At 34.3% G+C, this 26,704-nt stretch carries 27 protein-coding genes and 1 pseudogene; all 28 read left to right on the forward strand.

Going from position 1 to position 26,704, the window contains the following annotated elements; genetic code table 11:
- Nucleotides 1-264: 264 nt before the first annotated feature.
- The 28 genes and pseudogenes from BK821_RS13530 to BK821_RS12475 all read left to right on the forward strand — a co-directional run bounded on the left by BK821_RS13530 (nucleotide 265) and on the right by BK821_RS12475 (nucleotide 26,042).
- On the forward strand, nucleotides 265-432 hold the full coding sequence (locus BK821_RS13530; protein ID WP_177165140.1) for a hypothetical protein: 168 nt from the start codon (nucleotides 265-267) through the stop codon (nucleotides 430-432).
- A 50-nt stretch (nucleotides 433-482) separates the two neighbouring features.
- Nucleotides 483-902, forward strand: coding sequence for an HNH endonuclease (locus BK821_RS12350; RefSeq protein WP_071331773.1), 420 nt, complete (start codon nucleotides 483-485; stop codon nucleotides 900-902).
- 248 nt (nucleotides 903-1,150) lie between these two features.
- A complete protein-coding gene (locus BK821_RS12355) occupies nucleotides 1,151-1,618 on the forward strand; it encodes a phage terminase small subunit P27 family (protein ID WP_071331774.1) in 468 nt (155 codons plus the stop codon).
- The gene (locus BK821_RS12360) at nucleotides 1,611-3,323 is read left to right on the forward strand and encodes a terminase large subunit (protein WP_071331775.1); all 1,713 of its coding nucleotides are present in this window, start codon (nucleotides 1,611-1,613) and stop codon (nucleotides 3,321-3,323) included. The genes BK821_RS12355 and BK821_RS12360 overlap by 8 nt, the downstream gene beginning before the upstream one ends.
- 13 nt (nucleotides 3,324-3,336) lie before the next feature.
- Entirely contained in the window at nucleotides 3,337-3,540 is a 204-nt protein-coding gene (locus BK821_RS12365) for a hypothetical protein (RefSeq protein WP_083390178.1), read from the forward strand.
- Nucleotides 3,541-3,561: 21 nt separating this feature from the next.
- Nucleotides 3,562-4,830 carry a phage portal protein gene (locus BK821_RS12370; RefSeq protein ID WP_071331777.1) on the forward strand — a complete coding sequence of 423 codons (1,269 nt, stop codon included), beginning with the start codon at nucleotides 3,562-3,564 and terminating at the stop codon, nucleotides 4,828-4,830.
- Nucleotides 4,820-5,425 carry an HK97 family phage prohead protease gene (locus BK821_RS12375; RefSeq protein ID WP_071331778.1) on the forward strand — a complete coding sequence of 202 codons (606 nt, stop codon included), beginning with the start codon at nucleotides 4,820-4,822 and terminating at the stop codon, nucleotides 5,423-5,425. The genes BK821_RS12370 and BK821_RS12375 overlap by 11 nt, the downstream gene beginning before the upstream one ends.
- A 105-nt stretch (nucleotides 5,426-5,530) precedes the next feature.
- Nucleotides 5,531-6,691, forward strand: a complete 1,161-nt coding sequence (locus BK821_RS12380) for a phage major capsid protein (RefSeq protein WP_071331779.1) — start codon at nucleotides 5,531-5,533, stop codon at nucleotides 6,689-6,691.
- A gap of 24 nt (nucleotides 6,692-6,715) precedes the next feature.
- Nucleotides 6,716-7,009 carry a head-tail connector protein gene (locus tag BK821_RS12385; protein ID WP_071331780.1) on the forward strand — a complete coding sequence of 98 codons (294 nt, stop codon included), beginning with the start codon at nucleotides 6,716-6,718 and terminating at the stop codon, nucleotides 7,007-7,009.
- Nucleotides 6,999-7,331 carry a hypothetical protein gene (locus tag BK821_RS12390; RefSeq protein WP_071331781.1) on the forward strand — a complete coding sequence of 111 codons (333 nt, stop codon included), beginning with the start codon at nucleotides 6,999-7,001 and terminating at the stop codon, nucleotides 7,329-7,331. The genes BK821_RS12385 and BK821_RS12390 overlap by 11 nt, the downstream gene beginning before the upstream one ends.
- On the forward strand, nucleotides 7,321-7,725 hold the full coding sequence (locus tag BK821_RS12395; protein WP_071331782.1) for a hypothetical protein: 405 nt from the start codon (nucleotides 7,321-7,323) through the stop codon (nucleotides 7,723-7,725). Before BK821_RS12390 ends, BK821_RS12395 begins: the two co-directional genes overlap by 11 nt.
- Entirely contained in the window at nucleotides 7,725-8,135 is a 411-nt protein-coding gene (locus BK821_RS12400) for a hypothetical protein (protein ID WP_071331783.1), read from the forward strand. Before BK821_RS12395 ends, BK821_RS12400 begins: the two co-directional genes overlap by 1 nt.
- A gap of 2 nt (nucleotides 8,136-8,137) precedes the next feature.
- Nucleotides 8,138-8,377: a major tail protein gene (locus BK821_RS12405; RefSeq protein ID WP_071331784.1), complete on the forward strand. Its 240-nt coding sequence runs from the start codon at nucleotides 8,138-8,140 to the stop codon at nucleotides 8,375-8,377.
- A 922-nt stretch (nucleotides 8,378-9,299) separates the two neighbouring features.
- Nucleotides 9,300-9,512: a hypothetical protein gene (locus BK821_RS12410; protein ID WP_071331785.1), complete on the forward strand. Its 213-nt coding sequence runs from the start codon at nucleotides 9,300-9,302 to the stop codon at nucleotides 9,510-9,512.
- A 92-nt stretch (nucleotides 9,513-9,604) separates the two neighbouring features.
- Nucleotides 9,605-9,958 (forward strand): phage tail assembly chaperone G, encoded by a 354-nt coding sequence (gene gpG / locus BK821_RS12415; protein WP_071331786.1) that lies wholly within the window; start codon nucleotides 9,605-9,607, stop codon nucleotides 9,956-9,958.
- Nucleotides 9,959-9,972: 14 nt separating this feature from the next.
- Nucleotides 9,973-10,497, forward strand: a complete 525-nt coding sequence (gene gpGT / locus BK821_RS12420; protein WP_071331787.1) for a phage tail assembly chaperone GT — start codon at nucleotides 9,973-9,975, stop codon at nucleotides 10,495-10,497.
- Between the two features lie 156 nt (nucleotides 10,498-10,653).
- Nucleotides 10,654-15,681: a peptidoglycan DD-metalloendopeptidase family protein gene (locus BK821_RS12425; RefSeq protein ID WP_071331788.1), complete on the forward strand. Its 5,028-nt coding sequence runs from the start codon at nucleotides 10,654-10,656 to the stop codon at nucleotides 15,679-15,681.
- Between the two features lie 18 nt (nucleotides 15,682-15,699).
- The gene (locus tag BK821_RS12430) at nucleotides 15,700-16,533 is read left to right on the forward strand and encodes a phage tail domain-containing protein (RefSeq protein ID WP_071331789.1); all 834 of its coding nucleotides are present in this window, start codon (nucleotides 15,700-15,702) and stop codon (nucleotides 16,531-16,533) included.
- Nucleotides 16,534-16,542: 9 nt separating this feature from the next.
- Entirely contained in the window at nucleotides 16,543-18,111 is a 1,569-nt protein-coding gene (locus BK821_RS12435; RefSeq protein ID WP_141768374.1) for a phage tail protein, read from the forward strand.
- Nucleotides 18,104-18,667 (forward strand): hypothetical protein, encoded by a 564-nt coding sequence (locus tag BK821_RS12440; RefSeq protein WP_071331791.1) that lies wholly within the window; start codon nucleotides 18,104-18,106, stop codon nucleotides 18,665-18,667. The genes BK821_RS12435 and BK821_RS12440 overlap by 8 nt, the downstream gene beginning before the upstream one ends.
- 19 nt (nucleotides 18,668-18,686) lie before the next feature.
- A complete protein-coding gene (locus BK821_RS12445) occupies nucleotides 18,687-21,338 on the forward strand; it encodes a peptidase G2 autoproteolytic cleavage domain-containing protein (RefSeq protein WP_071331792.1) in 2,652 nt (883 codons plus the stop codon).
- 18 nt (nucleotides 21,339-21,356) lie between these two features.
- A complete protein-coding gene (locus BK821_RS12450) occupies nucleotides 21,357-22,850 on the forward strand; it encodes a BppU family phage baseplate upper protein (protein ID WP_071331793.1) in 1,494 nt (497 codons plus the stop codon).
- Nucleotides 22,851-22,865: 15 nt separating this feature from the next.
- Complete coding sequence (locus BK821_RS12455; RefSeq protein ID WP_071331794.1) at nucleotides 22,866-23,204, forward strand: hypothetical protein; 339 nt, start codon at nucleotides 22,866-22,868, stop codon at nucleotides 23,202-23,204.
- Nucleotide 23,205: 1 nt separating this feature from the next.
- Nucleotides 23,206-23,343 carry an XkdX family protein gene (locus BK821_RS13270; RefSeq protein WP_083390180.1) on the forward strand — a complete coding sequence of 46 codons (138 nt, stop codon included), beginning with the start codon at nucleotides 23,206-23,208 and terminating at the stop codon, nucleotides 23,341-23,343.
- Between the two features lie 57 nt (nucleotides 23,344-23,400).
- The gene (locus BK821_RS12460) at nucleotides 23,401-23,811 is read left to right on the forward strand and encodes a hypothetical protein (RefSeq protein ID WP_071331795.1); all 411 of its coding nucleotides are present in this window, start codon (nucleotides 23,401-23,403) and stop codon (nucleotides 23,809-23,811) included.
- Nucleotides 23,784-24,242 carry a hypothetical protein gene (locus tag BK821_RS12465; protein ID WP_071331796.1) on the forward strand — a complete coding sequence of 153 codons (459 nt, stop codon included), beginning with the start codon at nucleotides 23,784-23,786 and terminating at the stop codon, nucleotides 24,240-24,242. The genes BK821_RS12460 and BK821_RS12465 overlap by 28 nt, the downstream gene beginning before the upstream one ends.
- A 46-nt stretch (nucleotides 24,243-24,288) precedes the next feature.
- Nucleotides 24,289-24,585 (forward strand): phage holin, encoded by a 297-nt coding sequence (locus tag BK821_RS12470; protein WP_071331797.1) that lies wholly within the window; start codon nucleotides 24,289-24,291, stop codon nucleotides 24,583-24,585.
- A gap of 79 nt (nucleotides 24,586-24,664) precedes the next feature.
- Nucleotides 24,665-26,042: pseudogene (locus tag BK821_RS12475) on the forward strand (N-acetylmuramoyl-L-alanine amidase).
- Nucleotides 26,043-26,704: the final 662 nt, after the last annotated feature.

Below are 26,704 nucleotides of genomic sequence, written 5' to 3' on the forward strand. Positions count from 1 at the left end.
TCCTCGAATATATGTCCTCTCTTAATTGAGAGGTATACATAAGAGATAGTTAGGGTAGACAATGTTCTCCCTGTTAAGTATATTGCAGGCACAGTATGTTTAACAGGTGGTTTCATATCCCACCTAACTCCTCTCCTAGAGTTTTCCCTGCTGTTAATTCAGTAGGGTTTCTCTTAATACATAAGGTAGATTAAACCTACCACTTAATAATACTCAGTTATGAATACACAGTAATACTGAAGTATATAAAGGAGTTAATACTTTATGAGAACAAGAATAGTTAATTACAATAAGTTAGAACAAAGTTCTTTTGATGAACAGATAAATAAAGTAATAGAAGAATTAGAGAAGAATGAAATAACAATTAAAGATATAAAGATAATGAATGAGAAAAAAATATTGATTATGTTTTCAATAAACAAATTCATTTAAACAATAAGAAGTTAAACAAACTTAAATGTAAAGAAAGAAGTTGAATCAATTTGGTAAAGAAGAAATGTAATAAAGTAAATTGTTTTAATCTAATTTCATTTACAGAAAAGTATTGTGAGAAACATAAAGAAGAAAATAATAAATATGATAAACAAAGATTTAATAATGATAAAGAAGTAAGACAAACATACAATAGTCAACGATGGAGAACCATTAGGAAGCAATGTCTTATACGTGATAACGGTTTATGCATGTATTGCTTACACAATGGTATGTACACCAAGGCAACTCTAGTAGACCATTACAGACCTGTTAGAGATGCATATGAGGATAGATACAACCAAGATAACCTAGTATCAGCTTGTGACAAGTGTAATACAAGGAAAGCAATAGATGAAGATAAGTTAAGAAGTAATCAGATTACATTAGAAGAGTTCAAGAGTAGATGGAGATACGAGATAGAAGAATAACACGGGTATTATATGGCAGGGAATAGAACCCGAACGTTAATTGGGTGAATGATTAGTAAAGTATGGCAAGCCCCTACCAATGGCTACAGCCTTACTCTCCCAAGGGATATAAACCGGCGTGAACTTAATCTCTCGAAAATGTTGATTTAAAAAGGTAAATATTCGGACTTTATCCTACTAAATACGCCTATTATACGGAAATACATCTACTTAGTTTTACATATTAAATAATAAAGGAGGCAATCTTATTGGCTAGACCCAAGAAACCATTAGACCAACAGAAATCAAGAAGAACTAAAGAGGTTCAGGAAGAGTTAAAAGCTACTGAAGAGCAATTACAGCAGTTGAAACCATTACAGAAAACTCCTCCTGCTTATTTAGATGCTACAGCTAAGAAAGAGTATAAACGTATCACAACTTTACTAGAAGAACTCCCAATAGCTGACTTAGATTTAAGTTTAGTCGTTGCTTATTGTCAGACCTATTCAAACTGGGTGCAAGCTACTAAGCATATTAACAAACACGGACTTGTAACAGAGACTGAGAGAGGTACTAAGCTATCAAGTGAGTACACAGTACAACGTGATGCAACAGATAGGCTATTATCACTCTCAAATAAGTTAGGACTTAACATTGATTCACGTATGAAGATAATGACACCTAAACAGGAATCATCAGTTAAAGACCCATTCGAGGAGTTTTTAAACGATGACTAAACAACAAAGAGATTACACTACAGAATTTGCTAAGAAAGTAGTATCAGGTGAGTTATTAACTAGTAAGAAGAACATACAGGCTTGTGAGAGACATCTGAGAGACCTTAATAACAAAGCTTTCAAGTATCACTTTGATGTTGAGAAAGCTAATAAAGCTATTAAGTTTATATCAATGCTACCCGACCCTAAAACAGGTAAGAAAATGCCATTAGCATCATTTCAACGGTTTATAGTTGGAAGTTTGATGGGATGGGAAGATGATTTATCCAATAGAAGATTTACCAAGGGATATATAAGTTTATCGAGAAAAAATGGGAAGACAATCTTAGTTTCGGGTCTTTCATTATATGAACATTTACTAGGTAAGGAACCAGTGAAGGAAAGATTAGTAGGATTATCAGCTAATAGTAGAGAACAAGCTTCTATAGCGTATGAAATGTGTACAGCACAGTTAGAAGTATTACGTGGTAGCTCACCTGCAATCAAAGATATGACTAAGATTACAGAATCTAAAAAAGAAATAATTAATACACGAGATAGAAGTAAGATTAAAGCAGTATCTAATGAAGCAAGTAACTTAGAAGGTTATCAATTCAGTTACGCAATCATTGATGAATTCCATGAAGCTAAAGATAAGAAGATGTATGAAACATTAAGACGTGGACAGGTATTATTAAACAATCCTAGCTTAATCATTATCAGTACAGCAGGATTTAATTTAAATGGTCCTATGTTTGAAGAATATAAGTACATTACTAAAATACTAGATGGTACAGAGACTAATGAAAACTATTTCTGCTTTGTATCAGAACAAGATTCAGAGTCTGAGATTCATAACCCTGATACATGGATTAAATCTAATCCACTATTAGAAGTAGAATCACTTAAACCTACATTAATGAGAAACCTACAAGCTGAAGTAGATGAAGGAATAGCTAAACACGATTTAAACGGTATCTTAGTTAAGAACTTTAATCTATGGAGACAATCTAGTGAAGAGACTTATATATCTCATCAAGATTGGGAAGCTTGTTATACAGATTCAGAGTTAGATATTACAGGTAGAGATGTTTATTTCGGAATTGACCTTAGTAGGCAGGATGATATGAGTGCTGTAGGAATTATATTCCCACTAGAAGATAAAAAATACTTTGTAGACAGTCATATTTTCCTTGGATTCAAACATTCTATAGCTGAGAAGTCACAAAGAGATAAGATAGATTACATGAAGCTAATTGATACGGATATGGCAACATTAACTAATACTGAATCAGGAATCATTAACTATGAGCAAATCATAGAGTGGTTAATAGAGTATATAGAATCTAATAACTTAAATGTTAAAGGAATTATGTATGACCCGTGGTCAGCCAATTCTCTAGTAGCAAAATTAGAAGCAGATACAGATTATCCTTTAATTGAAGTAGCTCAGAACTACAAGAACCTTTCACCTGCATTAAAACAATTTAAACTAGATGTATTCGAGAAATTGATACTGCATAATGGCAACCCTAACTTAAATCTTGCTATAAACAATGCAATTACTAAATCAGATAACAACGGTAACATTATTTTAGATAAACAAACTAACAGAAACAAGATTGACCCAATTGTGGCATTAACAACAGGTTATACGATGGCAATGCATTATGAATTTGATAACGCTTTGTTGGATTGGCTACAGAGTGATGATTTTGGATTCTAGGAGGTACAAACAATTGAATTTATTAAAAGTGATAGGACAGTTTCTAGGTAATAACCTTGTAGCTATCCTTTTTTTAATTGGCTTAGTTCTTATTAACGTTGCAAGTTACTTACAGTTTGATATGGTAATCGGATTTATAGTAACAGGCGTAACATTAATACTAATTGCCTTGATAGTCCAGTTTGAAAAAGCAGGAGCAGAACAACCACCAAAATAAAGGGAGGTGAATATTTAGAAAATGGGAATTTTTTATAATAAAAAAGAAACACGTAGTAATTATGTAAGCTCACAAGCATTTGATGCCTTCCCTGCACACTCTATTCCACTATCAGCTTTGAATTGGGATGAACAAAGAGCATTACGTTCATCAGATATATTCACAGCAGTTACAACACTCTCAAAGGATATCAGTAAGCTAGATATTAGAATACAAGAGAATGGCGTATACAGAGAAAAGGATTATTTAGAGTATTTACTCAATAAGAAGCCTAACAGTATCTACAACGGTACTCAGTTGAAGTTTATAGTGATGATGAGTGCATTACTGAACGGTAAAGGTTACATCATGATTGAACGTAATCCATTAGAGCAAGTAAATGCTTTATATCATGTTCAAACTAGTAGAGTTCAGTTAAAAGAAGATGATAAAGGTGATTTATACTATGAAGTTAACAATGATGGACAAACATTAGAAGTAGATTATAAGGATATGATTGTGATTATGCCATATACAACAGATGGAGTTAACGCAATTACAGCATTGAGTTCATTACAAGCAGATATTAATAATCAACAGTTTGGGAAACAATTCTTTACTAACTTCTTTGCTAATGGAAGTAGTGCAGGCTCAGTTCTTAAGTTGAAAGATGGGAAATTGAGTGCTGAAGATAGAGAGAAAGTTAAACGGAAATGGCAAGAAGCCAATGCAGGTGAAGATAAGGTTAACAGCGTTATCGTTCTTGATGAAACGATGGAATTTGAACAACTAGAAATTGATAAAGATATCTTAGACATCATTAACAAGAACACAGCAAGCACAAGGGCTATAGCTAAGGCATTTGGATTACCATTAAGTAAGTTAGGTATAGAACAAACTAATACGAGCTTACAGGACACTTTAAATGATTATCTATTGAATACGTTAGGTAGTTACATGAAAGTTTGGACTAGTGAGCTAGACTTTAAACTGGTACATGATAAAGATAAGTATACTAAGTCCTTTGTGTTCGATACTACAGCATTTAGAACAATTGACTGGCAAGCACACGTTGAAACACTTAATACTCAGCTTGAAAAAGGTGGAATAACTTTAGATGAATACAGACAAGGTTTAGGATTACCACCAATTCCAGGAGGATTAGGAAGTAAGCACCGTGTAGACCTTAACCACATTGATTTAGGTTTAGCAGATGACTTCCAACTAAGAGAAGTATCAACTAATAATCAAGCTACTAAAGCAGTTAGTGATGATGCTGTGAAAGGTGGTGAGAACACTAATGAGCAATAGAGAAATTAGAGCTATGGAAACTATTAAAGCTGTAGATGATGAACAGATGATAGTTGAAGGCTATGCTTTACGTTTCAATACATTATCTAATGATTTAGGTGGATTTGTTGAGACAATCTCACCTGAAGCTTTGAAAGAAGCAGACCTTTCAGACGTACGTTGTTTGATAGACCATGATTCAAGTAAAGTATTAGGTCGTACAGTAAGTGAAACATTAGAGCTTAATATTGATGATGAAGGTTTATATTTCCGTTGTCAGTTGCCTAACACTTCTTATAGTAAAGATTTATATGAGAATATCCGACTAGGTAACATTAATCAATGTTCATTCGGATTCATTTTAGATGAAGACGGTGATTCATTCGAGAAACGTGACGATGGATTATTTAAACGTACATTAAGAAAGATTAAATCATTATTCGATGTGAGTATTGTAACTTATCCTGCTTACAATGATACGGATGTAGCTCCTGCTTTAAGAAGTATTGAAGCTATCAAAGAATCAGAGCAAGAAGAAGTAAGAAAAGTACAACAAGAAGAACAGAGAAAAATTGAATTAGCAAAAGTACAGTTAGAACTATTGAAATTAAAATAGGTCTATTTTTTTATGACTGATTTAAGTAATACCAAATATTAAAAATAACAAATACCTAGTATTACAAATAAGTAATACCTAGAGTTACATGGAGGTAACACCTTAATGGAAAACTTAAAAGAATTACGCTCACTACGTGCTGAGCAAGTAGATGTAGCAGAGAAAGCAGTAGAAGCAGGCAAACCTGAAGAAGCTCAAGATGCTTTAGAAGAAATTAAAAAGCTAGATGAAAGAATCACAGCAGTAGAAGAAGAAATTAAAGAATTAACAGATAAAGAAAAAGGTTCTAAAGAAGATGAGCCTAAAAAAGAAGATGCTCCAGTAGCAAAAGAAGGAGAACAACGTTCAATGAATCAATTCAAACCATCAATTAAAGAAGAAAAAGAATCAGCAGAAGTAAGAGGATTTATGGATTTCTTACGTTCTAAAGGTCAAGTTCGTGACGGTATTACTAGTCTAGGTGGAGCAGAAGCAGTTATTCCTCAAGACATTGTAACTACTCCAGTAGAATTACCTGAAACAGTAACAGACTTAAAAGCTTATGCAAATGTAGTTAAAGTACCAACAGCACAAGGTTCATACCCTATTTTAGAATCAGCTACAGAACGTATGATTTCAGTTGAAGAATTAGCTAAGAACCCTGAGCTAGCTAAGCCTAAATTCTTAGATGTTAACTACAAAGTATTAACTTACCGTGGTCAAATTGCTGTATCTGAAGAAGCTTTACAAGATTCTACACCAGACTTAGCTAACTTAGTAGCTCAAAACAATGCTCGTATTGGTTTAAATACAACTAATGCTGAAATTGCTGACGTTATGAAAACATTCACAGCTAAATCAGTAGATGGAACAGATGGCATTAAAGACATCTTAAACGTAGATATTGACCCTGCTTATAACGTTACAGTTGTAGCATCTCAAACATTCTACAATGAATTAGACAAATTGAAAGACAAAAATGGTCAATACATTTTACAAAATGATATTACTTCACCTTCAGGCAAATCATTATTTGGTCGTAAAGTAGAAGTTATTTCTGATTCATTACTTGGTAATGCAGGAGAAGCTAAAGCTTTCATCGGTGATGTTAAACAAGCAATCTTATTTGCTGACCGTGCTCAATCATCAGTTAAATGGATTGACAATGAAATCTATGGTCAATTATTAGCAATTGCTCAACGTTTCGATGTTGTAAAAGCTAATGAAAAAGCAGGATTCTTTGTTTCATACACAGCACCAGTTGTTGATGGTGGAGCAGGAGCATAATCAAATAGGAAAGGATGAGAACAGATGGAATTAGAAACATTAAAAAAACATCTAAAAGTTTCTCATTCTATGGAAGATGATGTAATCAAAGATTATTACGATTGGGCAGAAGCAGAGATTAAAGATTCTGTTTCTACTTCTCCTACTCGTAATGAATCATTTTTCAAGGATAACAAGATATATGAACGTGCTTGTGTAATGTTAACAGCTCATTATTTTGAGCAACGTATAGCATATAGTGATGTTCAGCTATCAGAAGTAAACGATTCAGTGACTTCAGCAATACAGAAATTGCGTGGTTCTTACTATGAGAGCTAACAATTTAAAGGATGTTATTTCCTTCTATGATGTTGTTGATAGTGGACCTGAGCCTGGAATGGGAAGCAAAGAAAAGGTGTTTGAAGCATTTGCTGAACTCTATGAACCATCAGCTAAGGATTTTCAACTAGGTAACTTAGAATTAGATAAAACTAATCTCACAGTTATTATTAGAAGTTCTTTTCCTGAGTTTACTCCTAGAGTTAATCAAACATTTGTAGTCATGACTGGTCTTTACGGGAATCAATCTTTCAATATTAAGAGCGTATCCCCTACAGAAGGTCATTTCATGAAGATTGTAGGTGAAAGTGATGGGAGTTAAGTTTACTGGACTCAAGGAACTGGAACAAGAATTAATGAAGCAATATAATCCTGCACGAATGGAAAGAATTATTGATAAGGCATTAACAGCAGGAGCCAAGAGAATGTTACACATCGTCAAACAAACACAATCAAAGTATAAAAACACAGGGGCAACAGTACGTGAAGCAACTATCTCCGAACCAATGACTATAAACGGTCGTAGAGTCGTAAAGATACATTGGAGAGGTCCTGATAACAGGTATAGCATCATCCACTTACAAGAAGAGGGTTTCTATAACAAAGATGGAACATTTAATAGCCCTGATTCTAAGGGTGCCTTACAGAGAGCAGTAATTGAAGGCAGAGAAGTTTACTTCCAAACCATTAAGTCAGAATTGGAGAAAGAATTCTAATGAGAGATTTAATGATGGAGATGTATGAAGCATTCAAAGCAGATAAAGAACTCTCTGAGCATGTAAAGGATATACGATTCTTTGATTATCCAAATGCCAATGCTGTTAAAGAACCCGTAATAGTTATAGATGATTTAACCACTCCAATCCCTGGAGATTTTGCAGACGATGACAATCTCACTTATCAATATTTGTATCAAATAGATTTATTTGTAAAACAGAATAGCAACGTAAACGGTCGGTTACTTAGTAATCGGCTTATTTATCGTATTCAAAGAATTATGTATGAACAGTTCAGATTCACTGTGAATTCATCAGGCAAACCTGAGTATTTAAAAGAATTCAACTTATACAGAAGTACCCTTTCCTTTACAGGAAAAATATATAGAGAAGAAATGGAGCAATTTTAATCATGGCTAAAAAACAAACAACGTCTTTCACAGGTTTAGATAATTTTAACTATAAAGTATTAAATCAAGAAGGTTCTACAGTACAAACACCACAACGTATTCAAGGGCTACAAGAAATCACGATTTCTAAAGACCAAGAAGTGGTTAAGGCTTACGGAGATAACCGTACAATGGAAACAGCAGTATCTAATGGTGATGTGGAACTAGAAAGTGGCTTCCATACATTAGCTTTAAATTATTAGAGCCTTTAACTAGTAATAGTTATAGCAAACTCCTTTAATTCATGGGAACCCTTAACAGATAATGCTGAAGGCAATCATGAGCCAAGCCTAGAGATAGGAAGGTGCAACGACTAGAGAAAAGATAGTTTACTGTTACAGGCAGTAAATGAAAACTGAGTATCGTACAATCAAGTGATTGGAAATGGGGAGCTTCTCAAGTAACGACTGAGAAGGTGATATAGTCTAGTCTTTATAGAAATATAAAGCCCAATGGATAGTGATTAACGACCACTATTAAATATTAACGTAGAAGATAGAGCAAACCTCTTTGGTTTAGAAGTAGTAGACGGTATCTACGGTGTAGGTAACGATATTCCAAACGATGTAGCAGTATTACTAGAACGTACATCAGCAGAAGGTCGAGAAGTAGTAGGTTTATTAAACGGGAAATTCACGTTTGCAGAAATCGAAGGTAAATTAATTGCCTAGCCTTTCAGAAATGATTGGCTGTAATCGGAGAAAATCGGAAGAACTCTCACGTAGACAATTCCGAGGTATGACATTAATTTAAAAGTTAATGTAGACCGTAACGCATAGGAGAATGAAACTCTAATTAGAGAATAAAAAGCTCCCACGAGGCTCCGACATCTTAATATTAAGTTAAAGATGGAAATGTATGCTGAGCTTACTAGTGATAGTAAGAAGTACATGATAAAAAACTTGTACGATAACACAACTGGAAACTACTTCAGATGATATCGAGTTCTCAAGTCAATCAACTACTGGTACCTTCATTGCTCAAGACATTGAAGGATACAATGAGCCTAAAGCAATGTTATTAGGATTCGACCCTAAAGGTACTAACACAGCATTATATAGCATTTGGGAAAAAGTCTTTGGTGAAAAACACCCTGAAGACGTAGACGGTGCAGGTGCATAATATATGGCTACTAAACAGGAAAAATATGAAGTAATCAAATACTTTGTAGATTTGCAAGATGGTGACCATGAGTACAACGTAGGAGTTAAATTCCCACGAGGTAATAAAAAAGTATCTCAGAAACGTTTAGCTGAGCTATCAGGTTCAGATAATAAACAAGGTACACCATTAATCAAAAAAGTAGAAGACACTAAAGCAAATAAAGAAGATAAGTAAACCACTAGAGGGCTGTTAATTCAGTCCTCTTTTTATTATAAATTTTTAACCAATTAAAACTAAAACAAATAACAGAAAGAGGTACCCACCTTATGGCTAAACAAACTAAATTAAACTTTATCGAATTAATCAAAGATGTAAATGAAGAAACTGGAGAATTAAATACTAAAGTATACTTCACTCCTAAATATATTCCGTTCTCAAAATTATTACAATTAACAAAAACACTTGAAGCAATGGAAGAGAAGACAGAATTAGAAGCAATGAATGAAATGTTCAAGATTGTATCAGAGGATATCTACAATGGTCAATTTACAGTAGAAGAATTACAAGAAGGATTACATGCTCCTGAAGCTGTAGCAACTCTACAAGAACAAATTGCTTTCATCTCAGAAGGTAAATTAACAGAAACTAATGAAGCTCGATTAAAAGAATTATTAAAATAAGGAGTGTATAGGGAATGAAACATAGCAAAATAGAATTAGCTACTGAGTTTGATGATACAGGTATTCCTACTAAGTATGAAACGTTTATCACACGTCAGAATATTTCATTCTCTTTAGTTTATGAATGTGTTTCATTTCTAGCTTCCTTAAAAGAGAATCCTGATGATGATGAGATTTATATAATGATGGATATTGTAACTCGTATTTTTGATGAACAATTTAATATGAATACTCTAATAGATGGATTACCTGCTCAATCAGCTACCTATGAACTTTACAAGCACATTGTATTTGTAGGTAGCGGGGAGAGCTTAGATAGTGAAGTAGAAAGTAATTCAGAAGTATCTAATACACAAGTTAATGGATGGGAAGACCATAAAGAAAACTTAAAGAAAACCATTAATAAAATGGTCAAGGAGGGTGAGCAGTCATTTAATGATGTGCTTGACCTTCCATTTTTTTTAGTCTTCGATGAGCTAAACACACAAGCTAAAGAGAAACCTGAACACAAGAGTTCTATGTTGGATGCCTTTGCTTAAACTCTTTTTATTTTTATTAAGGTGGTGAATTAGAACATGGAGAAAGAAATGATTAATGCCTTTATGTCAGCTCCTACTCATTATAAATGTAGTTCAATGCTAATAGCTTTCACGCTTTAATAAAAATTATATTGAAAGAGGTAGGTGAAATAATTCATGGCAGATATACAAGGTTTACAGATTAACTTTGGATTAGAAGAGAACGGTATACAGAAATCTGTAACAGATATCAAACGTTCTTTTAGAGGATTAAACTCTGATTTAAAGTTAACAGATAAGATATTCAAATCATCTGAGAAATCAATAGATAACTACAGTGATGAACTTACTAAATTAGGTTCAGCTAGTAAGATACTACAAAATAACTTAGATGGTTTACAAGATGAAATGGATAGCCTAGATACAACAACAGCAAAAGGTAAGAAAAAGGCTACTCAACTTAAAAATGAATTTAACAAACAATCCATATCAGCTCTAGCTTTACAGAAAAGAATAGATGAACTTGGAGATGAATATAAAGAATTAACATTCCAAGCAACTCTAGCAGGTAAAGCAGTAAAACATGCAGGAAATATGAAATCAGCTTGGGGTGGAATGAATGAATCCATTAACCGTATTGGTGATAGTTTCCGTAACTTAGGTTATGTATCTAACACTATGATTTCAGGTATGGTTGTTCAAAACATCTCTACAATTATTCCCGTAGCAGGTAGTGCTATAAGTGCTATAGCAGGTATTGGTGGAGCTCTAGTAGCTACATCAGGTGGAGCAATTGGATTAGGTGGAGCATTTGGTATAGCTCTTGGTGGCATTCATGCATTTGCAGGACAAGCTAAGACAGCTTTACAAATGGTTGAAGATGGAGAAATGAAAGCAACAGCAGAGCTAGATAACTATCAAACTTCTCTATCAGGATTACAGAATCAATGGAAGGGATTAGTTCAATCTAACCAAGCATCCATATTTAATACTATGAGTAATGGTATTAACTCAGCTAAATTTGCTTTAACAGCATTAACTCCATTTATTACTAAAACCACTAATCAAATAGCTCAATTCTCTCAACGTATGTTGGAATGGGTTCAAACCTCTAAAAATGCTAGTGGAGCCTTCACGATGCTTAACCAGGTTGGTCCCCCGATATTCCAAAACATTCTAAATTCAATATTTAAAGTTACTGATGGACTCGTACACATGGGAACTCAATTTGCACCATTATTTACTTGGGTTGGTGCAGGATTAGAGAAAATGGCTAATCAATTTAACACATGGGCTAACTCAGCTAGTACAGATAATGGAATTTCACAATTCATTGATTATACAAAGACTAACTTACCTATAGTAGGTCAGATATTCGGAAATATATTCTCAGGTATTGTTTCATTATTCCAAGCTTTCTCAGGTCACTCTCATACAGTGATGGTAGGTATGCAAGGTGTAACTCAGTCATTCAAAGAGTGGGCTCAAAACTTATCAGGTACTGAAGGATTCAAAAACTTCATAGCTTACTTAAATACTAATGGTCCTAAAGTTTGGCAATTGCTGAAGAACATAGGAAGTATTGCAGTAAATGTTATAAGTGGATTGGCTCCAGTAGGCTCAGTAATGTTATCTATTACTACAGCAGTAACAGGGTTTATAGCTAAGTTAACAGAGTCTAAGATTGTTACAGCTGGTTTAATCGGAATAGCAACTGTTCTTATTGGTTCTATGATGACGTTTGGACCTGCAATATTAATTGTAACTTCAGCACTCAAAGCTTATGGCTTTGCTATGGACGGCGTAAAAGCTATTACTACAATCTTTAATGCAGTACAATCAGCGTCACAAACGATTGCTCTAGCTTATATGTATACAATGGATAAACTAGCTCTTAAAGAAAGAGCAAGAGCATTAGCATTGAAATTACAAGCAGTGGCTCAAGGTATATGGAATACAGTTACTAAGGTAGCTACAGGGATAGCTAACGGTTACAGATTTGCTATAGCTTGGTTATCTACTACTTTTACAGTTGCTAACATGAAACAGAAAGCTAACATGTTAATTCAAGGAGCTTGGAATACGATTACAGCAACAGGTAGAGGTATTGCTAATGGATATAGATATGCAATAGCAATGTTAACAACTTCTCAAGGTCTACAAGCGTTAAAATCTAAAGCAAGTGCAATAGCTATGGGAGTTTGGACTACAGCAACTAAAGTAGCATCTGTAGCAACTAGAGGATTAGGCTTAGCAATTAGATTTATGACTGGACCCGTTGGTTTAGTAATAACTGCAATCACAGCATTAGTAGCAGGAATCATTTATCTATGGAAGACAAACTCAACGTTCAGAAATGCAGTTATCAGCATTTGGAATTCTATTAAAAATTCAGCAATAGCTGTTTTTGGATTCATAAAAACTTGGATTATAAATATTTGGAATGGAATCAAATCAGCATCTGTAGCAATTTGGAACGGAATCAAATCAGCAGTGCTGTTTATTGTTAAGGGTTGGATTAACGGTATAAAATTATATATCTATGTAATAAGAACTGTAATAACTACAGTGTTTAATTTTATAAAATCGTGGTCAATTAAAATTTGGAACGGAATTAAAGCTGGCGTAATGTTCATTATAAAAGGTTGGGTCACAGCAATAAGATTTTACATGAACCTAGTCTCTAAAGTGATAAGAGCAGTCTTTAATGGAATCAAAGCTTTCCTAATTTACGTTTGGAAAAATATTGTTATGCGTGTTGTTGCTTACATTGTAAGTTTATACAAACGTGCTCAATCAAACTTCTATGCATTGAAGAAAGCAACGTTAATAGTCTTCAATAGAATCAAGGCTTTCCTGATTAATTGTTGGAATGTAATCAAGAATAAAGTGGTCGGTTTTATAGTAAATTTATATAATCGTGCTAAATCTATTTTTAATTCACTTAAATCTACGACTATAAGCATATTCACTAAGGTGAGAAATTTCCTTGTGAGTCTATGGAATACAGTCCGTAATAAAGTAGTAGGATTTGCTACTTCCTTGTACAACGGGGTTAAGAGTAAATTCACTAGCTTGAAGAATAGTGTATCTTCAATCTTTAACAAAGTGAAGAATATTGCTATCGACAAGTGGGAGTTAATCAAAGATAAAATTACTGGATTAGCCAACACTATCAAAGACAAAGTAACTGGTACTTTCGGAAAAATGAGAGATGTTTTATCAGGAATTATTGATAAGATTACTGGTTTCATTAAGAAAATGATAGATAAAGTTGAAGATGGATTAAATGGATTAATTTCAGGTGTAAACAAAGTGGGTAGCTTACTTGGCATGGGTAAAGAAATGGTTAAACCCGTTAAATTCTCTACTGGTACTGACACATCATCTACACACTCTCAGAACGTAGTAACTAATGGAGCAATCAATACTCCAACAATGGCTATGGTTAATGATAGAGGTAGAGGTAACTCAGCTTCAGGTGGAACACAGGAATTAATTCAACGTAGTAACGGAACACTAGAAGCTCCACAAGGTAAGAATGCACTTGTCGGATTAGGTAAAGGTGATTCAGTCATCAACGGTAGAACTACTAGCAAAATGGTTAAACAGGGAATAGTTCCTAAGTTTTCTACTGGTACAAATCCTGCTAAAGACTTACTCAAGAAGAAGAAGAAAAAACACAAAGGTGATACTGATGGAACTGTAGAAGGTCAATCAGGACTTGGTGGAGGAGCTAAAGACTTAATATCTAAAGTTGGCTCAGGTCTTAACACAGGTAAAGATTGGGTTGCAGGTAAAGCTAAAGATACAGCAAACGGTGCAAAAGCCTTAGCAAGTAATATTAAGGAAAAAGTCGGAGACGTAATGGATTGGGCTAAGAAACCTGGTAAATTACTCAACACTGTTCTAGGTTCAATGGGTATCGGAATGAAATCCTTTGGATTAACAGATGGCTCAGTACCTTATGAATTAATGGGTGGAATGTACAAGAAACTTAAATCAGGTGCTGTAGACTTAATCAAACAATGGTTTGCAGAACAAGAGTCTGGTGGAGATGGTGACGCAGGTTGGTTACTTAAACATCCACTGTTACAAGAGTTTGGTTTCTATAAAGGTATGACAATGAACGGTACTAACCGACATTACGGACTAGATTTCGGAATGCCTACAGGTACATCAGTTAAAGCTGTAACAGCAGGTAAAGTTACAGATGCTTCTTGGTCTCCATATGGTGGAGGTAATCAGGTAACAATTGAAGAGCCAGGTGGCAAGTGGTTCCAATGGTGGATGCACAATAGTAAGTTCTCAGTTAAAAAAGGGGACAAAGTACAACCAGGAGACGAGTTAGCTAAGTCAGGTAACACAGGTTCTTCTAATGCTCCTCACGTCCATTTCCAACGTATGAAAGGTGGTCTTGGCAACGATAAAGCCGTAGACCCTATGAAGTGGCTTAAATCACTTGGCTCAAGTGGTGGAGGTAAAGGTGAATCTTATACTAGAAGTGTTATCAAGAAAGCCCAAAATATCCTAGGTGGAGATTATAAAGGTAATTATGTTTTAAGTAACATGATGAAACTTGCTAAACGTGAATCTAACTATGATAGTAAAGCAGTCAATAATTGGGATAGCAACGCTAAAGCAGGTACACCTTCTAAAGGTTTATTCCAAATGATTGAACCATCTTTCCGTGCTAATGCTAAGAAAGGATACACAAACTTTAGCAATCCAGTTCACCAAGCTGTATCAGCAATGAGATATATCAGAGGTAAATATGGTATGGGTGGATTCCCTAGGGCTGCTGCCTACGCTTATAAAACTGGTGGAGTAATTAACCAAAATGGTTTATACAATATCGGTGAAGAAGGTTCTGAAGTAGTAGTTCCACTTGATAGTGCACGTAGCAATGATGCAATGAAATTAATTGCCTATGCTCAGAACAAGATACAAGGTAAGCCAAAAGGTAATAAACGACCTAACCAATTACCTAATAGTAATACTTCAGTACCAACTAATAATAATACTCAGTTATTACAAATACTTGCACAACAAGTACAGAAACAAGATAAGCAAATAGAATTACTAACTCAATTAGTAGCATCAACTGTGAACATCGAGAATCAAGAAAAAGGATTTACTACTAAAGATGTTTCACATGGTTTAGGTAAACAAGCAAGAATGCAAGCAATGAATTACGGTATGTAACAAATGGAGGTAACAACTTTGGAAAAAACAGTAAAGATTTATAATGAATCATTTTCAGAAGTGTTAACCGACATCCCAGGATTAAGATTTTTAGATTTTGATGAGGAAGGTGTAGAAGTAGTAACCAACTCACAAGAGATGAAGGGCAGAGATGGGGTAGGACTATTAGGTCCTGCCTCTTTTGGCTCTTATACTCTAATACTAAGGTTCTTCTACAGAGGTCAAGATGTTAAAGATTATAACCTACTTAAAAAAAGATTACGTTCATTAATATTTAGACGTGACCCATATTATGTTGTTCACTCTGATATGCCTGGAATTAAATATTCCTGCTATGCGTCAGAGAATGCAATTACGGATATTGGAGATAGATTTGGGAGCTTTGAAATTAGCTTTACAGTTTACAAAGGATACAGTGAATCACTATTAAACACTAGCCAATTCAGTTTAGATAAAGCTGATAAATGGCAAGTTGAAGGTGGTCATCTAGCTGATAGTAGTATCAAATACAAACACACAGATTCAAGATTTAGAATCTATAACGGTTCAGATGATGCAATTAATCCAACATTAGGTTATGAAATGATGATTAAGATTAATGCAGATGCACCTAATGGATTTAAATTAGTTAACAATACTACAGGTGATGTATTCGAGTATAAGAAAGCTATTAAGAAGAATAGCCAAATAATTATAGATGGGGTTCACCCGATAATTAATAAACAAAGAGTAGGTAAAGATACCAATTGGGGTTGGATTAACCTAGAGAAAGATTTTAATGATATAGAAATAACAGGTAAGAACTTAGGCAGTACAACAGTAGAGTTTATATTTAATTTTGTATATAGGTAGGTGAAAATATTGTATCAATTAGTTTTAACAAATAGAAAAGGAACATTTGCAGAAATCATTACAGAATTTGATTACGGTTCTTTCAAGCAAGAATATTCTAAGAACGATGAGAGGTCAATATCTTTCACAGCCTATAAGACAAATAAGACTGGTGACATCTTCGATTTAATCGTTAATGAAATGATAATTGTTTATGAAGGTCAGCAGTATGTAATTAAGTCTACTGAAATTAACTACAATGGTTCAGTGGTTAGCGTAACAGTAACAGCTAAACACATCTTTATGGATTTTAGCAATCATTACATTCAGAAAGATTTAGAGAATGAAGAAATGAATACTGAAGATGATAGTGGTACAGATGAAGATAGTAAAGCTACGTTAACACTTGAACAGTACCTAGAGTTCGGATTTAAAGGTAACAAATTAGATTTCACTTATGAGATTAAAGGTAAGTTTACTCAACGTGTAGCTATAGATGAATTAGGTAACCAAAATGGAATGGAGTATCTTACTAACGGTGCTGAACTATTCAATTACATTTATTACGCTGACAACAAGAAAATAGTTATTTATGATGAAGCAACTTTTTATGAGCTCTCACAAGAACCTATTATCTACAGATTAAATAATGATGAAGTACAAGCTACTGTAACAACTACAGACTTAAAAACTTACATCCAGGGTTACGGTAAAAAGAGAACTAAAGCAGAAACTAAGAACTACAATCCTATAAAACCTCCTGATATTAGTTACTCAGGAACCTTTATTAAAGATGGTACTTGGAGAACTGAAACAGTTGGAGCTAGTTATAGCAAGACATTTAACTGTAAATGGGGGAATGAAAACCTTGAATGGACATTAAAGAAAATGTCTAAAGGTGGAGTTCTTGATGTTTATTTAGATGGTGAATTAGTAGGTAAATATGAATGTTACAGCAAAACAGCTACTAGTGAAAAGATAGTTATAGCTCAGAGATTAAGTAAAGGGTCTCATACCTTTAAAGCAATATTTAGAGGAGCTAAAAGTGGGATTGACTACAAGCAATCTAAACCTTGTATGTATGTTGGTACTGAGAAATCAACAACTTTAAACTTAACAGCAGTTTTAAAAGGTGAAGACTTATATAGTGCTTACGCAGAGTATAAGAGTCCTAACTACGATGCTTTCGGATTTGCAGAAGCTCCTACAGTGTTTGATGATACAGCATTAGATAAAGATGAACTAATGGAGAAGATTAAAGAGCAATTACAAGATGAGCCTACTGTAGAAGTATCTAGTAACTATTTATCTAGTTGGGAAATTAAAGATAATAATTCAGTGATGTTTATCCATAAACCACTAGGATTTAATACAGAGTTAAAAGTTGTGAAATTAACTAAATCTCATCCGTATTTAAATCAACCAGTAGAAGTAGAGTTTAGTAATGCTAAAGCAGACTTCATTCAAATACAGCAACAAACAGCAAGAAGAATTAAACAAGTAAATAATCTGATTAAGGGTGGTTCACTAGGTGGAGCATCTTTTTCTATGCCTGAAAACTATTCAGATATTGTAGGGGTGACTTTAACAGATGGCTGAGATTAATCATAGATTTTTAAAAGATAATGATGGAGAAGAGTTTTATCCTATTACTCATGTTGATGCTGTACAGGGCTTTGACCAAACAGGGACAGATACTGCACTAACTGATATCAACGATAAGATAAATCAATTACAAACTACTATAGGCACAATGCAGAAACAAATGGATGGTATGGCTTTAGATGTAATAAGTTTAGCAGGAGATACAGGTTGGGTTGATTATACAGTAGGAAACGCAGAGAAGAATGGAGCTATCAGTGCTGGATATAAATGTATGATTCGTGAAGTGTCTGTAGGATTTGCAGGTGCTAAGAACTTCAAACTCAGAACTATCAGAGTAAATATAAGCAAGGTTCCTCATAACACTCCAATAGCTCAATTACCAACAGGATTCATAGACCAAACAGTAAGGTTCTCTCCTGCTGTTTCAAGTGGACATACACCACCGATAGTATCTGTAGCTACTAGTGGAGAAATGAAAGTGTACTTCCCAACGGAAGATAGAGACGGTGCCCAATGGGTCTATGGTCAATACACATGGATAGTCGATTAAGAAAAGGAGCAATTTATAGATGAGAATATACACAGATTTACCTATCGAATTAGGTCAAGAGTGGAGATATAAAACAGTTGATAACTTTAAAAATATCTTAGATGGCTTTAATGCTATGGATAAGAACTTTGAATATCATAAAACTGAAGAATCACACGCACATAAAGCTAAACAGATAGACTACAAGCTCTCAAACGTTCATGATGAATTAACTTATCAAGATGGACGTATTGAGGGCTTAATTATTGGACATAATGGGGACGGAATTCAAGAGGTAACAGATGCTAGAACTGCTTTAGATGGTTCTAATCAACCATTATTATCCAAACGATTAAAATATGATTTTGATAATATGAACAAGAAGATTGAAGATAACTATAACAAGTTAAACAAAAAGATTGAGCGTATAGTTAATGTAAATGACTTCGGAGCAGACCCAACAGGTAATGAGCTTTCAGATGAAGCATTCAAAGAAGCTCTAGGCTCAGGAAATGTTCATGTTCATATGACAGCAGGTACTTACAAAATTAAGAATGGTATTAAATTACCTAGTAACTCAGTGCTCTCAGGAGAAGGTAAAGGTATTTCAATTATTAAACTATCTGATGACTCACCTAGAGAAACGGTAGCAGTTACTAATAGAGATATGGATGGTACAGCAAGAAACATCTCAACTGAAAGCTTTACTATTCACGGTAACAAAGAAAGATTCACTGAGAAGTATGTAAGTAACGGAGTTCAATTCCAATATCCTGCTCCTAGTGGTGGCTCATTATCATCTAACTTAAGATTTGCAGGAGTAACAAATGGTTACGCTTATAACATTGAATCAATTAACCCATTACTTCATGGTATTGATGTAACAAGTGCTTCAGATACCTATTTCTATGAAGGTGATGGAGTAAGAGTTAATGAAGCTTTAGAAAGTAAGTATATTCATATTGATAACTGTGAAACTAGTGGACACGGTGACGATGGTATCACTACCCATCATAGTAGATATATCAATATCACAAATAACGTATCTCATGACCCTAAAAATTATCATGGAAACAGTAACGGAATTGAAGTAGACGATGGTTCACAATACGTATTCTTAGCTAATAACTACACTTACAATAACCAATGTGGTATTGAAATTAAAGGACACGGTGAAGCTAGTGCATCAGCAATGGTTGTAGTAGATGGACACATTTCTTACAAGGACAATAGAAGTTATGTTGTAAGACACATAGCCCATCATGTAGCTACAGACCCTAAATCTAAAACTGCTAAAGATGTAATGTTTAATAATATCGTTTCATTATATCCTACTGTAAATGGAGTGTATGAAGGTTGGTCTCCTAGAGCTATGGTTATCTGTGCTTATGAAAATGTATCAGTTAATAACTTCACAGCTATTGGTGATGGAACTTTCACAGCAGGATATCCTGCTATAGCAGTTCAATATAGAGCTGAAAACGTACAACTTCATAATATTAACGTTAGAGGATTTAAAACTGCTTCAGCAGATATTAAGATTTACGGTGGAGATAACAGACCTAAGAAAGTTACTTTCAGTAATATTAATATTCATAGTTCATCAAATAATATCGGTATTGCAGGTGGCGCAGGAGTTTATGATACTAAGATAATCGGTGCTAACTTAATTGGTAATGGTACAGGAAATGCTATTGAATCATACAACAGTACAATGACTATCATTGGCGTACAGCATGAGGGATATACAAACGGTGCACTTATCATGAACAAAGCTTATAAAGATGTTCCTTCAGCATTACGTGGAGGATTAGTAGCAGGTTCGACAGGTTCAGGAGCTATATCAAAACGTTCTGTAGTCTTAGCTTCTACTGGTGAATCATTTGCTTACAGTGACCGTTCTTGGTTACTTGGTGCAGGTATGAAATCACAAGCTAGAGGTTCACGTAGTGGAATCATGAACTCTTTAGAATCTGAAACTACGCAAGGAAGCTACTCACAAACAATTGTTAACTCTCGTGGAGTTAAAGTTGAAGATAATTATATGTTTGCTATGGGCTATGGCACAGATGGAGCCAAGTATCAAAATACTAGATTCCAAGTTAAAGGTACATCAGGTACTGTTAAAGCAAAAGGAACTATCACAGCAGGTAATGATTTTGGTGACTACGCAGAGTATTTTGAATCTCAATCAGGACAAGAAATCCCTAATGGTCATCTAGTTACACTTGATGGAAGATACATCCGTAAAGCTAACTCAAACGATGTTCCAATTGGAGTTATCTCAGGTACAGCAGGTATTGTTCTTGGGGATGCAATGTTCCACCATAAAGATAAATTCTTAAAAGATGAATTTGGTGTAACACTTACTCAGACTGAAAAGAAAGAGTGGCAAGATGATGAAGGTAACTGGTATTCAGAAGAAGTAGAAGTTCCTATTCCTAATCCTGAATGGGAAGAATCAGATGGAGATTATCTTGACCGTGCTAGTCGTCCTGAGTGGAACGTAGTAGGTTTAATGGGGCAGGTCTTTACTCGTATTGATTCGACAGTACAAGCTAACGACTATATCAAACCTGAGAAAGGTATTGGTACGAAAGATAATAATAACGGTTACTACAGAGTTCTAGAAATCACTACACCATATGATTCTGAAAAAGGCTATGGAGTGGCTGTAGTATTAGTAAAATAAACAAGGAGGCTTTAATCAATGACTAATGGTATTGATAAAAAAGCATTATTCAATTTAAAATCAGAGCCTTATTTAAAACCTATTTCCGATTTGGGAGTAGGTTTTTATAATCTCGATGAGAACACAGCAATATTAAGATTTCAATTAAGTAATGAAAGAGGACCTTTGTTAATTAGTGAGAATAACCTTACAGCTTATGCATACTTTGAATCAAGTAACGGAAGTGCTTCAGATGTAATTGAGTTGGAAGTAGAAGACTCTCACAAAGGTATTGTAACAGTTACTTTAGATAAAGAGTTCTTACAAGCTTCCACATCTACTAAAGTTATAGGACAAGTTTACATTGCAGTTAATAATGTAGATGGAAAGCCTGAGTACAATGAGGTAGCAGTATTCAGAGAATTTACTTTTGAAGTTGCAGATGCACTAATTAATAAGATTTCTTCATTCACTAAAGTTGAGTACATTAGAATGTTCAGCCAATTGAAGATGAAGATTGAAGAACAAGTAAGGGCAATAGAAGAAGCAATAGCAAACGGTGCAGATTACGTTGCAGAAATGAAATCGGTATTACAGCAAGGTGTAGAAACACTTAATGCTATTGTTGCTGATGGTACAGCAGATATTCAAACATTTATAACTCAAGCTAAAACTGATTTAACTAAAGTTAAAGATGATGCTACTTCAGACATAACTACTACAGCTAACAATGCTAAATCAACAGTTCAAGAAACATCTACAAATGCAATTAACTCCATAGAAGCTACAGCTTTAGAAGCTACAGAGCATGTAGATGGTAAAGTAGCAGAGTTTAATGAAACTGTAGAAGCCAATGGATTCTTAACTCCTGAGAAGCTTACAGAAGACATAACGGCTTTAAATTGGCAAAAATTCAAAATGACTAATGATGATGGTACTTATCAAACCTTATCACTATTAAGTAATGTTGATACTCTTCATAACCTTGTACCTGGTAATTATTATTTTACCGGTACACCTATTACGGGTTCCAGTTCAACAGCAGGATTTGCAAAAGTAGAGCAAAGAGAAGGTACCGTTAGACACATCACATTTAGACCTTATAACTCCAATCAAATTTGGATTAAGAGGTTTTACAATGAGTGGACAGAATGGGAAAGAGTAGGAGTTTCACAGAATGATACAGGTTGGATTCCTTTCCAATTGGCTAATGGAGCAACATCTAACACAGAATACACAGATAAGAGTGGTTTCACTTGTGCCTTTAGAACAGTAGTTAACGGCTCAGTTACAACTAACTACCTTAGATTAAACGGTAAAAAGATGACTAACGGACAAACTATTGCACAGCTACCTTCATCAATGGTTAAAAATGCACAGAGTTTCCCAGTACGTACACCGACCAATAAACCTCTAGCCTATATCACAATATACGTAGATGGAACTGTATCATTACTAATCAATAAAACATCTAGTACAGGAACGTGGGAAGAAACTGATTATATTTACGGTGAATTCTCATGGACAATTTAACAGGAGGCAGAAATTATGGATTTTAAACAAGTATGGTTATATACAGGAGAACCTTATTTAGCTTTCAAAATAGATGGTGAATTTCAATATCCTTTAGATGAGTGGACAGATGTTCCACCTCCTGAAGGTATTTATCAGCCATTTTATTTTAATGGTAACGAGTGGATAGGTTCAACACGAGAAGAATGGCTAACTACTTTACCTGATAACCAGGTAGAAGCACCTAGTGAAAGTGATGAACTTAATACTCAACTTATAATGAATGATTTAGAACACAATTTAAAGATTGAAATGCTTGAGCAAGATATAGCTAACTTAACTAGTAAATTACTAGAATTACAAGGAGGAAATTAATATGTACGGAACTCTTAAACGTTTATATAACTTAGGATTACTTACAATTGATAAGATTTCAGAAAGCACAAGATACGGTTGGATTACACCTGAACAATATAAAGATATTACAGGTGAAGATTACGTAGTAACAGAGTAACAACAAGCTCCCTTAATTGGGGGCTTTTTATTTTATAGATAGGAGGTTAAGAAACAAATGCGTATATATGAATTGTTAGCTAACCTTTTAATAATTTTGCTAAGTGCTTTTGGAGTTATGAGGGGCTTAGAGTTTATAGTTCGTGGTGAACAATCAATGCAAAATGCATCTGAAATTTATATTAAATTAAGTCAGTACGCTGATATTCAAGCTATAGGTTGGTTCTTATTAACTGCATCAATTGTTCTGTTGTGTTCAGTTTTCATTAAAGGTAGAACTTCCTATGTATTACTAATTATAGGTGGGCTATGTGCAGGTTCTGTACATCTTTTCTATGGGATGGTTGCTACTGAGTCAGCTAAGATTATTGCCACATACTACACTACTTTAACTCTTGGTTTATACCAATACATTTTAGCAGGCATAGGAGTCATTTCATTATGGAAAATAAAACAGAACAAGGATTGATAAACGACCGTATAAACGGTTTAGAACAAAGAATAGGAACCGTAGATAGAAAAGTAGACGACCTCGAAGACAAAGTAGACGATATCAAGGATAAAAATGATGAGAGACATGTAGAGATGGTACGTCTTACTACTGAATTAAAAGGCTCTAGTAAAGCTACTGAACAGAACACTAATAGAATGGCTAACAGTATTGAGGGTTTAGTAAATGAATTAAAGCAATCTAATTCACGTACTGATGATAGATTCAATGAAGTTAATGCTGAAGTTAGAGAAGTAAAAGATAAATTAGAGGGTAATCAATTCGACAAAACAATTCAACTTGAAGAGAAGAAACTCAGTAATAAAGTAATTGTTGGTTTAATTGGTGGTGGCTTTATAATCATTGAATTAATCATTAAAGTAGTGACTCCTGCTCTAGGTCTAGGTTAGATAATACTCAAGTATTAAAAGAAAGTAATATTATGGAGGTTTAACAATGAATAAAGCAACAATAATCAGAACGGTTATCTTAGGCATAGCTCTAGTCAATCAAGGTTTAACTATCTTTGGCTATAGTCCAATTCCTTTTGATGAAGAACAAGTAACAGAATTTCTTAGTACAGCTTTCTTAGGTGTTACTGCTGTTTGGACTTGGTGGAAGAATAACCCAGTAACTAAAGAAGCTAAGTGGGCAGACCAAAAGAAAGATAAGTATAAAGCAGATAAGAAGTATCAAAAAGCTACAGGAAAAGCTCCTGTAAAACAAGCAGATACTGATGAAGGCAACCTTTAGGGGTTGTCTTTTTTTAATATGAAAAGGACGGTGAAAAACTGTGGCAGTGAATAAAACAAAGAAACAAGCACATGATTATATGAGTAAACTTAAAGGTTACTGGTGGGACTTCGATGGAGCATTCGGAGCGCAGTGTTTTTGACCTAGCTAATATGTACTGGAATTACTTAACAGGTGGAAGATTAGCAGGTTACTATGCAAAGGATATTCCTACAGCAAATAACTTTGATGGATTAGCTACAGTCTATAAAAATACTCCTAACTTCTTACCACAAAAGGGAGATATAGTTGTATTCCATGGTGGATATGGTGGAGGAGCAGGTCACGTTGCTATAGTGTGGAGTGCTAATATTAATAGCTTTGTCAGCTTAGACCAAAATTGGTACGGAGGTTCTCAAAGTACACCTAGAGAAGTAGCTCAACTAATTACTCACACTTATGATAATCCAATGTACTTTATCAGACCTCACTACAAAACTACAGCTAACACAGTATCTAAAGTGAAAGATAAAGTATCTAAACCTTCTAAAGCTAAGACTAAGAAGAAAAAGATTCTAATTGCTAGTGGTCATGGTCAAAATGACCCAGGAGCTATTGGTAATGGAACTAATGAACGTGATTTCATCCGTAAGTATATTGCTCCTAATGTTGCTAAATATCTTAGACAAGCAGGTCATGAGGTACAGTTATATGGTGGAAGTAAACAAGACCAAAACTTATATACTGATACAGCTTATGGTGAACGTTTAGGAGATACTAAGAACTATGGTATGTATTGGGTTAAGCAACAGAAGTTTGATGCAGTTATAGAATTACATTTAGATAGTGCAGGAGCTTCAGCTAGTGGTGGTCATGTTATCATCTCTAATGCATTCCCTGCTGACCAAATCGACAAAGATATTAATAACATGTTGAAAGCTACTGTAGGTACGATAAGAGATATCGACCCTCGTAATGATTTACTCAATGCAAATGTATCAGGTAGATTAAACATTAACTATAGATTAGTAGAAATGGGATTCATAACTAATAAAAAAGATATGGATTATCTCAAGAAGAACTATGATGCTTTCAGTAAAGAGTTAGCAGGAGCTATTAATGGTAAACCTATTGGAGGTACTTCAGCAGGTAAAACTCCTACTAAACCTCAAGCTGTTAAGAAAGCTAAGAAAACAGTTTGGAATTGGAAAGGTAGATTCACAGCTAACACAACTATTAAGGTTAGAAAGTCTCCAGGACTAAATGGAAAAGTTGTAGATAGTGGTTCATGGATTTATAAGAACCAATGGGTAGATATTGTTCAGATTAAAAAGATTGATGGCTATTGGTTTGGTAAGTTTAAATATCCAACTAATCCTGGTGCAGGTTATTTTTGGATGGCATTAACTCCAATTACAGATAAGAAAGAACGTATCATGAAAGAGAAGAAAATGTATGGCAAGATGAAGTGGAAGTAGTTCATTACATGTTAGTTAATTTGATAGTTTAGTAGTTTAGTTTAAATTGGTGAGGAAAGGGAGTAGTTGCCCTTTCCTTTTTTATTTGCACATTTTTATACATATTACACACATATCGTAAAAAGGAACACGCTGAGAGAAGCTCTATTTTGCATCGAGAAATGATTTAACGGGTAATTATCAATCTAAGTTTATTATACTAAGTAGTGGAATTTTCTATATATGGAATACTTAATATATAACTATAGTTGTAAAAAAAGGAGGTGAATGTTATTATTGAGATAAGAAAAAACACTTAGCTCCACTTTCCAGGGCAGAACTAAGTGCAAAAACATAGCACATATTACCGAGCGTAGGAACTCACAATATGTATCACAATCAGCCTATTTGATTAGGTGCTCTCGTTATTGACGTAACGAGGGCTTATTTTTTTACCATTAAATACACAGTTAAACATACTGAGAAAATAACTATTACTTGAATTGTAAAAGTAAAGTTAAAGCTTAAATTCTCTATATAGATGTTCATATGCATCACCTCACATTCACAACCAGATTTCATAGCTGTAAAGTGATACATATTTAATAATAGGCTCTATGTTTTATAATTTAATTATATAGTGAATAATAGACGATTAAAAGAAATACCTATTAATTGTGTAA

This window comes from Staphylococcus sp. LCT-H4, from assembly GCF_001866145.1.
Classification (GTDB): domain Bacteria; phylum Bacillota; class Bacilli; order Staphylococcales; family Staphylococcaceae; genus Staphylococcus; species Staphylococcus succinus.

Excerpts from the sequence above, each read along its gene's own strand:
- BK821_RS13530 (WP_177165140.1), top strand. The coding sequence starts at position 265 with ATGAGAACAAGAATAGTTAATTACAATAAGTTAGAACAAAGTTCTTTT.
- BK821_RS12360 (WP_071331775.1), top strand. The coding sequence starts at position 1,611 with ATGACTAAACAACAAAGAGATTACACTACAGAATTTGCTAAGAAAGTA.
- BK821_RS12370 (WP_071331777.1), top strand. The coding sequence starts at position 3,562 with ATGGGAATTTTTTATAATAAAAAAGAAACACGTAGTAATTATGTAAGC.
- BK821_RS12375 (WP_071331778.1), top strand. The coding sequence starts at position 4,820 with ATGAGCAATAGAGAAATTAGAGCTATGGAAACTATTAAAGCTGTAGAT.
- BK821_RS12380 (WP_071331779.1), top strand. The coding sequence starts at position 5,531 with ATGGAAAACTTAAAAGAATTACGCTCACTACGTGCTGAGCAAGTAGAT.
- BK821_RS12385 (WP_071331780.1), top strand. The coding sequence starts at position 6,716 with ATGGAATTAGAAACATTAAAAAAACATCTAAAAGTTTCTCATTCTATG.
- BK821_RS12390 (WP_071331781.1), top strand. The coding sequence starts at position 6,999 with ATGAGAGCTAACAATTTAAAGGATGTTATTTCCTTCTATGATGTTGTT.
- BK821_RS12395 (WP_071331782.1), top strand. The coding sequence starts at position 7,321 with ATGGGAGTTAAGTTTACTGGACTCAAGGAACTGGAACAAGAATTAATG.
- BK821_RS12400 (WP_071331783.1), top strand. The coding sequence starts at position 7,725 with ATGAGAGATTTAATGATGGAGATGTATGAAGCATTCAAAGCAGATAAA.
- BK821_RS12405 (WP_071331784.1), top strand. The coding sequence starts at position 8,138 with ATGGCTAAAAAACAAACAACGTCTTTCACAGGTTTAGATAATTTTAAC.
- BK821_RS12410 (WP_071331785.1), top strand. The coding sequence starts at position 9,300 with ATGGCTACTAAACAGGAAAAATATGAAGTAATCAAATACTTTGTAGAT.
- gpG (WP_071331786.1), top strand. The coding sequence starts at position 9,605 with ATGGCTAAACAAACTAAATTAAACTTTATCGAATTAATCAAAGATGTA.
- gpGT (WP_071331787.1), top strand. The coding sequence starts at position 9,973 with ATGAAACATAGCAAAATAGAATTAGCTACTGAGTTTGATGATACAGGT.
- BK821_RS12425 (WP_071331788.1), top strand. The coding sequence starts at position 10,654 with ATGGCAGATATACAAGGTTTACAGATTAACTTTGGATTAGAAGAGAAC.
- BK821_RS12440 (WP_071331791.1), top strand. The coding sequence starts at position 18,104 with ATGGCTGAGATTAATCATAGATTTTTAAAAGATAATGATGGAGAAGAG.
- BK821_RS12445 (WP_071331792.1), top strand. The coding sequence starts at position 18,687 with ATGAGAATATACACAGATTTACCTATCGAATTAGGTCAAGAGTGGAGA.
- BK821_RS12450 (WP_071331793.1), top strand. The coding sequence starts at position 21,357 with ATGACTAATGGTATTGATAAAAAAGCATTATTCAATTTAAAATCAGAG.
- BK821_RS12455 (WP_071331794.1), top strand. The coding sequence starts at position 22,866 with ATGGATTTTAAACAAGTATGGTTATATACAGGAGAACCTTATTTAGCT.
- BK821_RS13270 (WP_083390180.1), top strand. The coding sequence starts at position 23,206 with ATGTACGGAACTCTTAAACGTTTATATAACTTAGGATTACTTACAATT.
- BK821_RS12460 (WP_071331795.1), top strand. The coding sequence starts at position 23,401 with ATGCGTATATATGAATTGTTAGCTAACCTTTTAATAATTTTGCTAAGT.
- BK821_RS12465 (WP_071331796.1), top strand. The coding sequence starts at position 23,784 with ATGGAAAATAAAACAGAACAAGGATTGATAAACGACCGTATAAACGGT.
- BK821_RS12470 (WP_071331797.1), top strand. The coding sequence starts at position 24,289 with ATGAATAAAGCAACAATAATCAGAACGGTTATCTTAGGCATAGCTCTA.